Raw genomic sequence first — 13,412 nt, 5'->3', positions numbered from 1 at the left:
TTTTTGTTTATTATTTTTTTATATTTGTTAAACAAAATGATTTCATGAGCAGGATAAAGAATGTTTTCAGTATAAAAGACCTCGAAAACCTTTCGGGCATAAAAGCGCATACCATCCGGATTTGGGAGAAACGTTATAATGTTCTGGAGCCGATGCGGACAGACACGAATATTCGCGTTTATGACACCGCTGCACTTCAAAGGCTACTCAATATCACGCTGCTGCACAATCACGGTTACAAAATTTCAAAGATTTCGAAATTTGAACCGGAGAAATTTCCGGATTTGGTGAAAGGGATTGTTTCTGAAAAAAGCGCCCACACCCACGCCGTCAATGCCTTTAAAATGGCAATGATGAATTTTGACCAGCAGCTATTTTTCTCCACTTACAATACTTTGCTAGCCGACAAATCATTCCGGGAAATTTTCCGGAATGTTTTTATGCCGTTGCTTGAAGACCTCGGGATTTTATGGCTTACAGAAACGATTACTCCTGCACACGAACATTTCCTGAGCAATCTCATCAAACAAAAACTGCTTACCAATATTGAGAAACTGCAAATCATCAAGCCGGTAAAAACCGACAGGACTTTCGTGTTGTATCTCCCGATGGATGAAATTCATGAACTCGGGTTGTTGTACCTCAACTACGAAATCATGCTCAACGGCTACAGATCGGTTTATCTCGGTGAAAGCCTGCCGATTGACAACCTGAAGCAAATCAAGAATTACTTTGACAACATTACGTTCGTGAGTTATATGACGATAACGCCTCCAACCAATGAACTTAACGATTATCTTGACGAAATAAACACCGAAATTCTTACCGATGATACTGAATTGTGGCTCTTCGGCAAAAAAACCATGTTTATTGACAGCAGAAAATTATCGCCAAAAACTACCGTATTTAGCAGCATCGCTGATTTAGCCGACAAACTTTAATCAGCGCATCATGAAACAGGATATTAAAATTATCGGTTCGGGATTTTCGGCACTATCTGCAGCCTGTTACCTTGCAAAAGATGGAAACAATGTCACTGTTTACGAAAAAAATGACAGCATTGGGTGCCGTGCCAGGCAATTTGTACGCGACGGATTCACGTTTGACATGGTCGAGTTGGTATTGGATGCCCGATGTTTTTGAACGATTTTTTTCAGATTTCGGCAAAAAACCTTCCGATTATTACGAGTTAATAAAACTTTCACCCGCCTATCGTGTTTATTTCGGAGCCGAAGATTTTGTCGAAATTGCTGACAATCTTCCTGAAATAATCAGCACTTTTGAAAATATCGAAGAAGGAAGCGGCTATGAATTACAACAATTTATGGCACAGGCGAAAAGCAATTATGATATCGCCATAAAAGATTTGGTTTACCGCCCGGGCGTTTCTCCGCTGGAATTGATTATACCCGAAACGATTTCTAAACTAAACCAATTTTTCGGAAATATCAGCAAAGATATCCGCAGGAAATTCAAAAATAAAAAATTGGTGCAGCTATTAGAATTCCCTGTTCTGTTCCTCGGTGCTAAGCCTTCCCATACGCCTTCGTTTTATAATTTCATGAATTATGCCGATTTCGGGCTTGGCACCTGGCATCCGAAAACCGGAATGCATGATGTCGTGAAAGCACTGGAAAATCTGGCAATTGAACTTGGCGTAAAATTCGAAACCAACACCACAATCGATAAAATCATCGTTGAAAATAAAAATGCCGTCGCTTTAACTGCAAATGGAAAATATATCGCAGCAGATGTCATTTTAAGTGGCGCAGATTACCATCACACAGAAAATTTATTGGAACCTGAATTTCGCGCTTATTCAGAAAAATACTGGGAAAGCCGCGTCTTTGCTCCTTCTGCCCTGCTCTTTTATGTCGCTTTTGATAAGAAAATCGAGAATATTACGCACCACGCCTTATTCTTCGATGTTGATTTTGATGCACATGCCGCGACAATTTATGATGATCCAAACTGGCCGGAATCGCCGTTGTTTTATGCCAATTTTCCATCAAAAACAGATGAATCGGCAGCACCAAAAGGCAAAGAAACCGGTTTTTTCCTAATCCCGTTAGCGCCGGATATCGTAGATACTTTAGCATTGCGTGAATTGTATTTCGAAAAAATCATCACGCGTTTTGAGCAACTGACCAACCAAACCGTGAGAGACAGCATTGTATTTAAGGAATCTTTCTGCAAAAATGATTTTGTGAGTGTTTACAATTCGTATAAAGGAAATGCATACGGAATGGCGAATACGCTCTTACAAACCGCTTTTTTAAGACCAAAATTGAAAAGCAGTAAAGTCAAAAACCTCTATTTCACAGGACAGCTTACCGTTCCGCTTGCAGTTCCGCCCGCGCTGATTTCAGGAAAACTCGTTTCGGAACTGATCAAAAAACACGAACCAAAAACATCTCCGGCAATATGAAATCTATTTTTGACAACATATCGTTCGATTGCAGCAGGAACGTCACGAAAACTTACAGCACTTCATTTTCGTCGGCTGTGAAGATGCTCGCGCCCGGAATCCGACAGGACATTTATAATATTTATGGATTTGTTCGCTGCGCCGATGAGATTGTCGACAGCTTCCACGATTATGATAAGGAAGCACTTTTCAATTTATTCGAAGACGATTTGAAGCGTGCGATTGATAACAAAATCAGCCTGAATCCGGTGCTGAATGCATTTCAGTACACCGTCCATAAATACAGTATTCCAAAGGATTTGATTGATTCATTCATGGAAAGCATGCGATTCCGACCTTACCAAAAAATCGTATCAGACAAAAGAAGAATTCGAAAAATACGTTTACGGTTCTGCCGATGTGGTCGGACTGATGTGCCTGACAGTTTTTGTGAAAGGTGATGAAAATAAATATAATGTCTTAAAAGAATCCGCGATGCGATTGGGTTCAGCTTTCCAAAAGGTCAATTTCCTGCGCGATTTAAAAGCCGACCACGAAGATTTAAACCGCACTTATTTTCCCGGAACCGACCTGAATGCACTCGACGAGACTTCAAAAATTAAAATAATCGATGAGATTGAAACCGATTTCAAAGTGGGTCTCGAAGGCATCCGGAATTTACCGCTCGAGGCGAAATTCGGCGTTTACACCGCTTATGTATATTACAAAAAACTGCTGTCGAAGTTAAAGAAAACGCCTTCTTCTGAAATTAAAACGACAAGGATACGCGTTTCTGATTACCAGAAAATCAGCCTGTTTGCAAAGTGTTATGTTAATTACCGCTTAAACTTTTTATCATGATCTGGATTCACATCTTGGTATTTCTCGGTATCTTTTTTTTCATGGAATTCATGGCGTGGTTCACCCATAAATACATCATGCACGGCTTTTTGTGGTATTTGCACGCCGACCATCATCGTAAAGACCATGATTCGTGGTTTGAAAGAAATGATGCTTTTTTCCTATTCTATGCCGCAGTCAGCATTGGATTTTTCCTGCTTTGGCGTTTTGACATCCTTGAAATCGGATTGACCATTGGCTTATCGATTTTCGCATATGGACTGACGTATTTTATCGTTCATGATATTTTCATTCACCAACGCTTTAAGCTCTTCCGCAATGCAAATAATGCATACGCCAGTGCTGTCAGGCGTGGCCACAAAATGCATCATAAACATCTTGGTAAAGATCACGGTGAGTGTTTTGGGATGCTGATTGTGCCTTTTAAATACTTCAGGCAGGAGTTTTTGTTAAATTCCAAATCTCAAAAAACAAATTCCAAATGAATTCCAAATTTCAATTTTAAAACACGTGAATTTTGAAATTTTTAAAATTGAATTTATTTGTTTTTTGGAATTTGCAATTTGGAATTTCATTTGATTAGCTTTGCAACATGAAATGGCTGCTCACCATCTTTTCAATTTACCTCATCTCACTGACTGTGCTTCCATGCCACGACAGCGCCGAATGCAGCGTTGGTAAAACCAAAATCGCAGCCAGCCACAGCCATTCTGACGAAGATGAACAATGCTCGCCATTTTGCAGCTGTGCCTGTTGCGGCGTACAAATTGCACAATTTTCACCGCACGTTTTCCTCCTTCGGAAAAATGAACCTGTAATTATTGACAGGCAACCTTCTTTTTATGTTTCTGCTTTCGCAGAAGAAATGTCGTTTTCGATCTGGCAGCCGCCGAAATTAAGTTAGACCAAATGCTTTGGTTACAAAATCACATCCTGCTACGGATGTCAATTTTCTATTGAACTTAATTTATTACGATGAAAAAAGTACTGACTTTTTTTGCGATTGTATGCAATATAACGCTGCTTTTCGCACAACAACCTGTTGAGCAGGACACGATTAAAAAGAGGCCGAGGAAATGGAGGAAGTCATCATCCAGTCTAACAGAACGAGCCGCACGATTAAAAATACACCCACAAGAGTCGAAACGATCGACGAGGAAGAACTCGAGGAAAAAGCCAATATGAAAGCGGCGAATGTTTCGATGGTGTTGCACGAAAGTACCGGATTGACAGTGCAGCAAACCTCAGCGACTTCTGGAAATGCCAGCATTCGCGTGCAAGGACTCGACGGCCGCTACACACAGCTTTTAAAGGATGGTTATCCCAATTTCGGGAATTTCGCAAGCGGACTCAGCATTCTTGAAATTCCGCCATTAGATTTGGCGCAAGTGGAAGTCATCGAAACTGCCGCTTCAACTTTATATGGCGGCGGCGCGATTGCGGGCGTGGTCAATTTTATTTCAAAAATGCCGAAAGAAGAAGCGGAATACAATTTCATGCTGAACCAATCTAATGTGGGACAGACGAATTTCGGGTTGTATTCCTCACACAAAAAAGGCAAATTCGGTTACACATTTCTGGGACTGATCAATTTCCAGAATGCTTATGATGTTGACGATGACGGATTTTCCGAACTTCCGGATTCGGATAATTTTACGGTCAATCCACGGTTGTTTTTTTATCCGAATGAATCGCTGACATTGCAATTGGGCAACAGCTTTACAAAAGGCAAAAATACCGGCGGCGACATGCGCGTCATCGATGGTAATCCCGGAATTGACAACGTTTATTTCGAAAAGAACAAAACCATCCGGAATACGACAACTTTCGAGCTCAATAAAAAATTCGAAAGCGATTCTGATTTCAAATTGAAACAAAGCCTGAGTATTTTCGACCGTGAAATCAACATTCCGAATTATGACTTTTCAGGCGCGAATACGAATAGTTTTACTGATGCGTCTTATCTTTTCAACCGAAAAAAACATACCATCATTAGCGGCTTGAATGTTGTTTTCGATAAATTCAAACAGGAAAATGTAGCATCGGTTTATGACCTTGACAATCGCTCGTTTACAACAGGAATTTACGTTCAGGACACTTGGGACATCAGCGATTTATTTAAGATAGAGACCGGAATCCGTGTAGACAATGTCAATTATGAAAACGTAAATTTCAACAGAAACCAGAATTTTGTATTGCCTAGAATTTCGGCTTTGTATAAAATCACAAGTGCTTTTTCAACAAGAATTGGCGGTGGATTGGGTTACAAAATCCCGACTGCATTTACAGAACAAACCGAAACAATCCAATACCGAAATGTGCTGGCATTAGACAATGTCACTGCAGAAAAAGTATCGGCGGAACAGCAGATTTCAATTACAGATCAAGAATTCTTGACGAATTGTCATTCAGTGTGAACCAGATGTTCTTTTACACTTCAATCAACAATCCATTGGTTTTGCAGAATGACGGACTTGGAAATGTATTTTTTGTAAATGAAAAAGATCCGGTTGTGAGCCATGGTTTTGAAACGAACCTGAAATTTATTTACCGTGAAGATTTCAAGCTGTTCGTAGGTTATACTTTTACGGATGCCAAAGCGAAGTACCTTACATCAAATCAGTTTTTGCCGTTATTGCCGAAGAACAAACTGAACATGACGTTGTTGTATGAGAAGGAACGCAATTTCAAATTCGGACTCGAAGGTTATTTTACCGACAGGCAATATTTGTACAATGGCACGCAGACGCCTACTTTCTGGGAATTCGGATTTTCAGCGGAGAAGACATTCAACAAAATCACGTTTTTTGTCAATTTTGAAAACTTTACAGATGAGCGGCAGAGCAATTACAAGAGTGTCGTGAATCCGCCCAAAAGCAATCCAACTTTTGATGATATCTGGAACCATACGGAAGGGTTTGTTTTTAATGGTGGAATCAGGTTGAGATTATAGATTTTAGATTGCAGATTTTACGTTCTTGACATTACAATATAAAATCTGAACTCTAAAATAAAAAAGCGTCCCGATTTGGGACGCTTTTCATTTACTTAACCTTTAAAAAAGTAAAATCACGATTTATTTCAGTAACTGTTGTAGTGGTTTTAATTGATCCAAATCGATATTGGAGCTTTTGAGAACTGTCATCAGTGTCATGATGCCATTCGGATTCATATCTTTCCCTAAAATCCTGACTACGCCGAAGCCGTTGTCCCTGCCATAAGCGAAAAGCACGAACTCATCAATGTGCTTTTCATCGCCGACAAAACTTACAGAAGCACCCATTTTCCCGGAACCGAATTTCATCAGCTCCTGGTATTTTTGTCCTTGAGGATTTCCTTCACTTTTGTTTTTTCAACGTCATATTGCGCCACATTCGTGGAATCAAGCTTGAAAGCGAGTACGTTTATTTTCTCGAAAGAAGCCAGTGCTTCCGCCTGTTCAACCGTTAGTTTCGACTTGTCCAGCTGCAGGATTCCGGGTGCGACATCAACGACGATGAAGTTTTTGTTTTCGGTGTTTTCTACAAAATATTTCTGCAGTGACGGACCTGAATTACAACCCGTTAAAAACAGGCCGGAAATCAGTGCAAGGATATAAATCTTTTTCATTTTGGTTTTATTTTGCGCCCTTACTGGCTTTTTCAGGCTGTCGCCGCCGGGAAGGTTCATTTTATCAGTCAGGGTCGACAATTCATTAAGGTCGAAATTCCCTGTTAAAGATAGTAAAACCGTTTGGTTATTCTTGCCTGCGCCTTCGATAAACATCAGCAATTCTCTAACCTGACTGTCTTTTGAACCCGATTTGATCATGATTTTGACGCTTTGTCCTTTGTCGTTAACGCGCATCAGTTCTTCTAAACCGGCAGATTTGATGTATTTGTCGGCAGTTGCTTTCATATCGGCAGCATACTTTGAATTGTCGGTCGTGAATACTCTTAAATTATCGAGTTTCTTAACAAGATTCATGTATTGCTGCGATTCCTTGTCTTTGCTGTCAAGGCCGCCAATCATGCTGAACATTTTTTTGGTAACGACTACCGTTGTGATTTCTTCTGGCCGTCGAATTTATCGAAAGCAGATTGTCCGAAAAATAATACAGGCATTAAAGCCAACGCGATTGTAAAAACTAATTTTCTCATTATTCCTATTCTTTTTTTGATTGATTTAATTGAACACTTTACTCCTTGCAGCCTCGTATTCATTGAGGTACTGCACACCTTTTACGCCTGCATTTACATTACTTGAAACCAGCGACAGCGCTTTTTGTGTGGCTGCGAACGCTTCTTCGGGGGTATCATAAGTGCCCAAATCCTCTGATGGCGTATTGCTGTAATTAAAGTAAGTAAATGTCCCGATGCCCAGCAAAACAACTATTGAGGCGGCAATTGACAGCCACGCACGGTTGCGTTTTTGGTCCGATCCGTCGGGATTGTCAATTTTTGCTGCGGCTTTTGCTCTTTTGCGGCGGCGAAGAAACCAAACATCGGTTTGTATTGCTCCAGATGCTGCGCAACATCCGGTGAAGCGAAATAAGCTTTTAACTCCTTCTCTTCGGCAATCGAGGTTTCTCCTTCAAAGTATCTTTCTAATAGTATTTCTATTTTATCTGATTCCATAACTGTGCGTTTTGATCATAAATTCCCTTATCGTTTTCCGTGCCCTTGAAAGCGCGACGCGAATCGCGGTTTCGTTCATATCGAGGATTTTGGCGATTTCCTCGAATTCACATTGTTCGATGTCGCGCATCTGGACGATGAGTTTTTGCTGTTCGGGCAATTGCTCTATTATTTTTTCTGCCCAACTTAGGCTATCGACATCTTCCATTTTCTGCTGTAATCCCGCTTCACCGTCCGTAAAATTATTATGGACGATTTTGAGGTTTCCGGCTCTTTTCGACTTCAATTGGTCGAGGCAATAATTTTTGGTCATTGTCATCGCCAGTGCCTCAACGCTGTTGTAATTGCCGAGGCTTTCGTTCTTATTCCACAATTTCACCAGAACTTCCTGCGTCGCATCTTCAGCTTCTTCTGTACTCACCAACAATCGTTTGGCAAGCCTGAAGAGTTTATCCCTGAACGGATTGATTAAGTTGACGAATTCGTTTTGGTTCATGATGGGTTGGTTGAACTGGTCGTATATAGGCAAGACGAACCACATTATTTTTTGTTACAAAGAAAATTAATTAGATAATCGGATAATGAGAAAATTAGATAATGGGCCTAAAAATTGAGCACTCTTAAATTTTCTAATTATCGGATTTTCTCATTATCTAATCAAACTAAAGTCATTAAATTTACGTTTCTAATTAAAATTGCTACAATGAAAAATACTTATAAACTACTTGTGCTTTTCGTGATTGCCGCATTCGGTTTTGTAAGCTGCGAAGACCAGGACGATAAATTAAACGTGCCTTCGGACTTACAGGTGCAGAATTTCATCTGGAAAGGACTCAACCTCTATTATTTATGGCAGGCAGATGTTCCTGAACTCGCAGACAACGCTTTCAGCAATCAGGGACAACTCAACGTTTTTCTTCAATCTGAAGGAACTCCCGAAAATCTGTTTCAGGATTTGTTGTACAAACCCGTGAGTAAATTCCCCAATGGCGGCGCAGTAGACCGTTTCAGCGTCCTGGTTGATGATTATGTGTATCTCGAAAACCTGTTCCAGGGTGTCTTTAAAAGTCACGGCGCAGAATTCACCGTATACCGCAAAACCGAAGGAAGCAACGACCTTATCGGCGTCGTGCATTATATCATTCCGGATTCAGACGCGGCTACAAAAAATATCCACCGCGGCGATATTTTTATGCGATTAATGGCGATCCATTAACGGTTGACAATTACAGAAAACTCTACAATGACGATTCTTATACTTTGAATTTTGCCGATTATGACGGTGGAAATTTCACACCGAACGGCGCATCAGTAAACCTTACCAAAACCGAACTGACAGAAAATCCGGTGTTCATCAAAAAGGTTATCCCGGTTGGCACGCACAAAGTGGCTTATCTTATGTATAACGGTTTCACCGCCAATTTCGACAGCCAGCTCAATGCCGCTTTCGGCGAATTTACCGCAGCAGGCGCAACCGATCTGGTACTCGATTTACGATACAACGGCGGCGGTTCCGTGAAAACGGCAACAAGATTGGCCAGCATGATTACCGGGCAGTTTACCGGGCAGCTTTTTGCAAAAGAGCAGTGGAATGCAAAGTCAGGTGGATTTTGAAGAAAATAATCCGGGAACGCTCGTCAATAATTTTACCGATGCCATCGATAACAACGTTGCCATCAATAAATTAAATTTGAATAAAGTATACATCCTGACCACACACGGCACAGCTTCTGCAAGCGAATTGGTTATCAACGGATTGAAACCTTACATCAACGTCGTGCAAATCGGAGATGTGACGATTGGTAAGAATGTGGCTTCGATTACCATTTATGATTCGCCGACTTTCGGAACCGAAGACCGCAACCCGAACCACACGTATGCAATGCAGCCGCTGGTTTTGAAAACGACCAACAAAGATGGCTTTGGCGATTATCAGGACGGATTACAGCCAACCGTTTTACTGAAAGAAGATTTAGAAAATATGGGTGTTTTAGGCGATATCAACGAGCCTTTGCTCAGCACAGCACTCGGATTAATCTCGTCAAGCGGAAGAATGCTCAAAAGAAATTCGGAGAAAGTTTTCCAGGATTTCAGGACTTCAAAAAGTATGATGCGTTTCGGAAATGATATGTATGTCGATACGCCGAAGATTTAGGTAAAATAAATTTGAACCATTAAAAGATTTTTGAACCATTAAGAGATTAAGAGCCATTAAGTATTTTTATTACAAATCCCTTAATGGCTCTTAATCCCTTAATGGTTTCAAACAAAAAAGGCTTTCAATTGAAAGCCTTTTTCTATTCTCCTAAACGAAATTTAATCGTTGAAGTAAAACCCGTTAGGTGCCAATCCGGAAGTAAATTGCTTCTTAAAAACACCATCAGTCCCGTAAATTTTTACCTCGCCATCAGTATCAAATTGCTTTGCATCGGCTACAAATATATTGCCGTCATGTACAGAAAATCCGTAAAGGAAAGTCGCATTTGAGGCAAATAATGGCGTTTCGCTTACCGTCGTTTCATTCAATCCGACAGCATATACGTTAGAAAGATTCGTGAAATAAATCTTGTTGCCCTCTATATCGAGGTTTTGCGCATCGGTCAAGGCAGCAGGAAAAGTAACGGTATTGGTAATTGTATTGTTCGACAAATTCACTTTTACAATTTTCGCATTATCGCTGTCGCTGCATAGCACATACAGATTGCCGTCTTTTTCTTCCATCGAATTTGGCGAAAGTCCCAAATCAACAGTTGCCGTAATTGCGCCGGTTGCAGCATTGATCACTGTCAATGAACTTCCGTCACCGAAGCTTCCATTCGCCACATAAATTTTTCCATTTTTCGCATAAATGCGTTCTGCAATTGCGTGTACCTGAATCGGCGCTTCAACTGCCAAAGTCTCCAAATTGATTACGGTAAGAAAATCATCTGTCAAGTCGCCGAAAGTGTTAAGGTTCGTAACATAAGCTTTTCCGTTCACGACAACGCCGTATCTCGGCACTATAAATCCGGTTTCGATTTTATCAATCAATTTAAAAGTATAGCGATTCACAACGGTAATTTTATTGGAGCCATTCGAGATGATAAACGCCCGATCGCCGTCAAAGAAAACCGATTGTACGTAGCCACCAATGTTATCGCCGGGATTTTCTGCGCCATAAACATCCTGTAAAGTCGTGGTCATATCATCGCCGATGTAAGTCACAGAACCAGTCGTGAAATTCCCTTCGTTCAACACCAAAACGCCGTTATCGTAATCGCCAAGCGGTGCCGATGTTCCGTCGTCATCGTTACAGGAAGTAAGGGCAACAGCGCTGAATGCAGCAAAAAATAAAAAATTTCTGAGTTTCATTATATTAAAAATTTAAGGTTAGATACACATTAAAATTGCGGCCGGGCAAAGGGCGGTTTTCTACGCTTTCGTAATTTTCGTCCCAAAGATTCATGACGCGAAAGCCTATTTTATAAACATTGGTTTTCCCAAAATCATAATCGGCGCTGATGTTGGAAACATTGTACATATCGACGGTTTTCGCCGGGTTGTTATCGGCTTGCGTAAACACTTCTCCGGTGAATAAATGCTGGTAATTGGCTGAGAATTTCTTAAATCCGTAACCTATTGCAGCGGTGATTTTATGGAATGGGACGTAAGTCAGTTGCTTGTCAAGTTGTTTATTTTTTGAATCTGTATAGGCATAAGTTCCGCTGAATTCGATGTTATTTTTACCGAAATGCTTTTTCCAATTCAAAATGGTTTCCAAGCCGTAAACTGAAACTTTCGTTGTATTCACAGGTGAAAAAATCCCGCTGCTGTTCGGAATCCAGCGAATCATATCAGAAATTTCACTGTGATAAATAGCCGCTGTCAGTACAAAATTCCCAAATTTAAACGCATTACCGATTTCGCCCTGATAGGAATTCTTGGGTTTTAACTCAGGATTCCCGGCGCCTTCCCAATACAAATCATTGAACGTCGGAATGCGGAAGTTGCGTGATAAATTCGTTTTAAGCGTATAAAAACCAAATGCATAACTGCCTCCGATTGAGAACAAAAGCGGACTTTTATAATTCGACGTAGCTTCTTTCCTTACACTCAATTCATAAAGGAATTTATCCGTCAAATGCTGTTTGAATAAAGCAGAAATGGTTGCAATCTGTCGTCTTTCGTGTAAAATATCCGAACCTTTTCCATCATTTTGCGTAAAATCAGCAATCACATTAGCGCTCGTTCTTTCATTGAAATGATAAAGGAAATCATATTTCGCAATGAAAGTTTTCATTTTCCCGAACGAAAAATCATCTGAATCGATATCAGCGAAATAATTGTATTCTTCCGTCAGATAAGCTAGTTTTATTTTTGAAACAAAATGATCCTGATACAAATCCCATTCCGCCAAATGCCGCGTATTAAAATCAGAATATTTTGTTCTCGAATCTGACGGCGTTGCCAATGAAAAATGCCTTTCGTCATCAAAAACCTGGCTATACAATTTCAGGAAATTCTTTGGATTGAGTTGGTAACCGAAAGCGAGATTGTAACTTTTGTTGTGAAATTGCCCGTTTTCATTCTTCATTCCGGCTTTCGGATACGGATAATCATTTTCGGAATTGTTCGCCGAAAGACTTCCCTTCAAACTGAAATTCCCGTTTGAAACATCGATTCCGTAATGTAAAGCTGACGTTTCGAAACTGCCATATTGCGCGTTGACTTCATTTCTGAAGTGCTTCCCAAAATCAAGATCATTGTTCAAATGGATTGTTCCACCGACCGCACTGCTGCCGTAAATGACGCTTCCGCCGCCGGCTTTCACCGAAACCGAACTAAAATCAAAAGTCGTAATCGTGTTGAAATCAGTTTGTCCTGTCGTTTGGGAATTGATATTGATGCCGTTCCAGATTACTGCGGTTTGCGCAGCGGTCGTTCCACGAAATGATGGCGAAGAAACCATTCCGAGTCCGTTCTCTTTAAAATAAACAACCGAATTGTAATTGAGAAGCGCCGTCAGCGAAGGCTGGTTTTTCTTAATAATCGAATCGCTGAGTTTCAAAACCGATTGCGAATTGCTGAAATTCTTGAGTTGCGTATCAGAAATGACCACTTCATCCAGACCAACAGGAATTTGTTGCGCGAAAATACATTGGCACATCAAAACGAAACCTAATAAAAACAGCTTTCTACAAGTCATAATCTCAGAATCTTTTTCCCGAAGATTCGATATTCGTTATGAAAAAGGCAGGTTTCCTGGCTTGCGTCTTGTTGTTGACCTTCCCATCCTGATTGTAGATTTCAGATTGCAGATTTCAGATTACACGGAATCTAAAATCTAAACTCAGAAATCTGCAATTACAACGAACAGTGGTATGCAGATAACAACAAGCTTGGATAGCTTACAGTTGCGGGAACAGCTTTGGTTTTGAACCAAATTCCCTTTTAATGTGATGCTGAAAAAAATCAGAATGCACAACCTAATTCGGTGCAAATATAAGTTTATCGGTTAAATAAATGGAGAAATGTTTTAAAAAAGCAGA

Annotated in this window: 15 protein-coding genes, 2 pseudogenes and 1 riboswitch; of the genes and pseudogenes, 10 read left to right on the top strand and 7 right to left on the bottom strand. The window is 40.4% G+C overall.

Going from position 1 to position 13,412, the window contains the following annotated elements; translation table 11 throughout:
• Positions 1–44 precede the first annotated feature (44 nt).
• The 7 genes and pseudogenes from ACSLFW_RS09100 to ACSLFW_RS09070 all read left to right on the top strand — a co-directional run bounded on the left by ACSLFW_RS09100 (position 45) and on the right by ACSLFW_RS09070 (position 6,221).
• Positions 45–941 carry a MerR family transcriptional regulator gene (locus ACSLFW_RS09100; protein ID WP_436555489.1) on the top strand — a complete coding sequence of 299 codons (897 nt, stop codon included), beginning with the start codon at positions 45–47 and terminating at the stop codon, positions 939–941.
• Positions 942–951: 10 nt separating this feature from the next.
• A pseudogene (locus tag ACSLFW_RS09095) lies at positions 952–2,428 on the top strand (phytoene desaturase family protein).
• Positions 2,425–3,268: pseudogene (locus ACSLFW_RS09090) on the top strand (phytoene/squalene synthase family protein). The pseudogenes ACSLFW_RS09095 and ACSLFW_RS09090 overlap by 4 nt, the downstream one beginning before the upstream one ends.
• Positions 3,265–3,753 (top strand): beta-carotene hydroxylase, encoded by a 489-nt coding sequence (locus ACSLFW_RS09085; RefSeq protein ID WP_436555488.1) that lies wholly within the window; start codon positions 3,265–3,267, stop codon positions 3,751–3,753. The pseudogene ACSLFW_RS09090 and the gene ACSLFW_RS09085 overlap by 4 nt, the downstream one beginning before the upstream one ends.
• Before the next feature lie 107 nt (positions 3,754–3,860).
• A complete protein-coding gene (locus ACSLFW_RS09080) occupies positions 3,861–4,172 on the top strand; it encodes a DUF6660 family protein (RefSeq protein WP_436555487.1) in 312 nt (103 codons plus the stop codon).
• A gap of 172 nt (positions 4,173–4,344) precedes the next feature.
• Positions 4,345–5,685 carry a TonB-dependent receptor plug domain-containing protein gene (locus ACSLFW_RS09075; RefSeq protein WP_436555486.1) on the top strand — a complete coding sequence of 447 codons (1,341 nt, stop codon included), beginning with the start codon at positions 4,345–4,347 and terminating at the stop codon, positions 5,683–5,685.
• Positions 5,670–6,221, top strand: a complete 552-nt coding sequence (locus ACSLFW_RS09070; protein ID WP_436555485.1) for a hypothetical protein — start codon at positions 5,670–5,672, stop codon at positions 6,219–6,221. The genes ACSLFW_RS09075 and ACSLFW_RS09070 overlap by 16 nt, the downstream gene beginning before the upstream one ends.
• Before the next feature lie 123 nt (positions 6,222–6,344).
• Here ACSLFW_RS09070 and ACSLFW_RS09065 read toward each other — a convergent pair whose 3' ends face one another.
• The 5 genes from ACSLFW_RS09065 to ACSLFW_RS09045 form a co-directional block, all read right to left on the bottom strand.
• Positions 6,345–6,572 carry a DUF4252 domain-containing protein gene (locus tag ACSLFW_RS09065; RefSeq protein WP_436555484.1) on the bottom strand — a complete coding sequence of 76 codons (228 nt, stop codon included), beginning with the start codon at positions 6,570–6,572 and terminating at the stop codon, positions 6,345–6,347.
• Positions 6,572–7,279: a DUF4252 domain-containing protein gene (locus ACSLFW_RS09060; protein WP_436555483.1), complete on the bottom strand. Its 708-nt coding sequence runs from the start codon at positions 7,277–7,279 to the stop codon at positions 6,572–6,574. Before ACSLFW_RS09060 ends, ACSLFW_RS09065 begins: the two co-directional genes overlap by 1 nt.
• Before the next feature lie 153 nt (positions 7,280–7,432).
• Complete coding sequence (locus tag ACSLFW_RS09055; RefSeq protein WP_436555482.1) at positions 7,433–7,633, bottom strand: hypothetical protein; 201 nt, start codon at positions 7,631–7,633, stop codon at positions 7,433–7,435.
• Between the two features lie 5 nt (positions 7,634–7,638).
• A complete protein-coding gene (locus ACSLFW_RS09050) occupies positions 7,639–7,884 on the bottom strand; it encodes a hypothetical protein (RefSeq protein ID WP_436555481.1) in 246 nt (81 codons plus the stop codon).
• Positions 7,871–8,380, bottom strand: coding sequence for an RNA polymerase sigma factor (locus tag ACSLFW_RS09045; RefSeq protein ID WP_436557413.1), 510 nt, complete (start codon positions 8,378–8,380; stop codon positions 7,871–7,873). The genes ACSLFW_RS09050 and ACSLFW_RS09045 overlap by 14 nt, the downstream gene beginning before the upstream one ends.
• A gap of 207 nt (positions 8,381–8,587) precedes the next feature.
• Between ACSLFW_RS09045 and ACSLFW_RS09040 the strand changes: the two genes are divergently transcribed.
• From ACSLFW_RS09040 to ACSLFW_RS09030, 3 genes are read left to right on the top strand one after another with little or no spacing between them, the layout of a single operon-like run.
• On the top strand, positions 8,588–9,100 hold the full coding sequence (locus ACSLFW_RS09040; RefSeq protein WP_436555480.1) for a hypothetical protein: 513 nt from the start codon (positions 8,588–8,590) through the stop codon (positions 9,098–9,100).
• Between the two features lie 44 nt (positions 9,101–9,144).
• A complete protein-coding gene (locus ACSLFW_RS09035; protein WP_436555479.1) occupies positions 9,145–9,498 on the top strand; it encodes a S41 family peptidase in 354 nt (117 codons plus the stop codon).
• A complete protein-coding gene (locus ACSLFW_RS09030) occupies positions 9,476–10,039 on the top strand; it encodes a S41 family peptidase (protein WP_436555478.1) in 564 nt (187 codons plus the stop codon). The genes ACSLFW_RS09035 and ACSLFW_RS09030 overlap by 23 nt, the downstream gene beginning before the upstream one ends.
• Positions 10,040–10,200: 161 nt before the next feature.
• On the opposite strand, the gene ACSLFW_RS09025 is transcribed toward ACSLFW_RS09030, so the two are convergent.
• Both ACSLFW_RS09025 and ACSLFW_RS09020 read right to left on the bottom strand, forming a co-directional pair.
• Positions 10,201–11,235 carry a YncE family protein gene (locus ACSLFW_RS09025; protein ID WP_436555477.1) on the bottom strand — a complete coding sequence of 345 codons (1,035 nt, stop codon included), beginning with the start codon at positions 11,233–11,235 and terminating at the stop codon, positions 10,201–10,203.
• A gap of 4 nt (positions 11,236–11,239) precedes the next feature.
• Positions 11,240–13,069, bottom strand: a complete 1,830-nt coding sequence (locus tag ACSLFW_RS09020) for a TonB-dependent receptor plug domain-containing protein (RefSeq protein WP_436555476.1) — start codon at positions 13,067–13,069, stop codon at positions 11,240–11,242.
• Positions 13,070–13,098: 29 nt separating this feature from the next.
• Positions 13,099–13,368: riboswitch (cobalamin riboswitch) on the bottom strand.
• Positions 13,369–13,412 lie beyond the last annotated feature (44 nt).

It is taken from the genome of Flavobacterium sp. 3HN19-14, from assembly GCF_051373205.1.
Classification (GTDB): Bacteria; Bacteroidota; Bacteroidia; order Flavobacteriales; family Flavobacteriaceae; genus Flavobacterium.
Note: the sequence above shows the minus strand (reverse complement) of the source record. Positions and strands in the feature narration are given on the sequence as shown.

Excerpts from the sequence above, each read along its gene's own strand:
- ACSLFW_RS09020 (WP_436555476.1), bottom strand. The coding sequence starts at position 13,069 with ATGACTTGTAGAAAGCTGTTTTTATTAGGTTTCGTTTTGATGTGCCAA.
- ACSLFW_RS09045 (WP_436557413.1), bottom strand. The coding sequence starts at position 8,380 with ATGAACCAAAACGAATTCGTCAACTTAATCAATCCGTTCAGGGATAAA.
- ACSLFW_RS09060 (WP_436555483.1), bottom strand. The coding sequence starts at position 7,279 with ATGATTGGCGGCCTTGACAGCAAAGACAAGGAATCGCAGCAATACATG.
- ACSLFW_RS09040 (WP_436555480.1), top strand. The coding sequence starts at position 8,588 with ATGAAAAATACTTATAAACTACTTGTGCTTTTCGTGATTGCCGCATTC.
- ACSLFW_RS09050 (WP_436555481.1), bottom strand. The coding sequence starts at position 7,884 with ATGGAATCAGATAAAATAGAAATACTATTAGAAAGATACTTTGAAGGA.
- ACSLFW_RS09085 (WP_436555488.1), top strand. The coding sequence starts at position 3,265 with ATGATCTGGATTCACATCTTGGTATTTCTCGGTATCTTTTTTTTCATG.
- ACSLFW_RS09065 (WP_436555484.1), bottom strand. The coding sequence starts at position 6,572 with ATGAAATTCGGTTCCGGGAAAATGGGTGCTTCTGTAAGTTTTGTCGGC.
- ACSLFW_RS09080 (WP_436555487.1), top strand. The coding sequence starts at position 3,861 with ATGAAATGGCTGCTCACCATCTTTTCAATTTACCTCATCTCACTGACT.
- ACSLFW_RS09025 (WP_436555477.1), bottom strand. The coding sequence starts at position 11,235 with ATGAAACTCAGAAATTTTTTATTTTTTGCTGCATTCAGCGCTGTTGCC.
- ACSLFW_RS09100 (WP_436555489.1), top strand. The coding sequence starts at position 45 with ATGAGCAGGATAAAGAATGTTTTCAGTATAAAAGACCTCGAAAACCTT.
- ACSLFW_RS09030 (WP_436555478.1), top strand. The coding sequence starts at position 9,476 with ATGCAAAGTCAGGTGGATTTTGAAGAAAATAATCCGGGAACGCTCGTC.
- ACSLFW_RS09075 (WP_436555486.1), top strand. The coding sequence starts at position 4,345 with ATGGAGGAAGTCATCATCCAGTCTAACAGAACGAGCCGCACGATTAAA.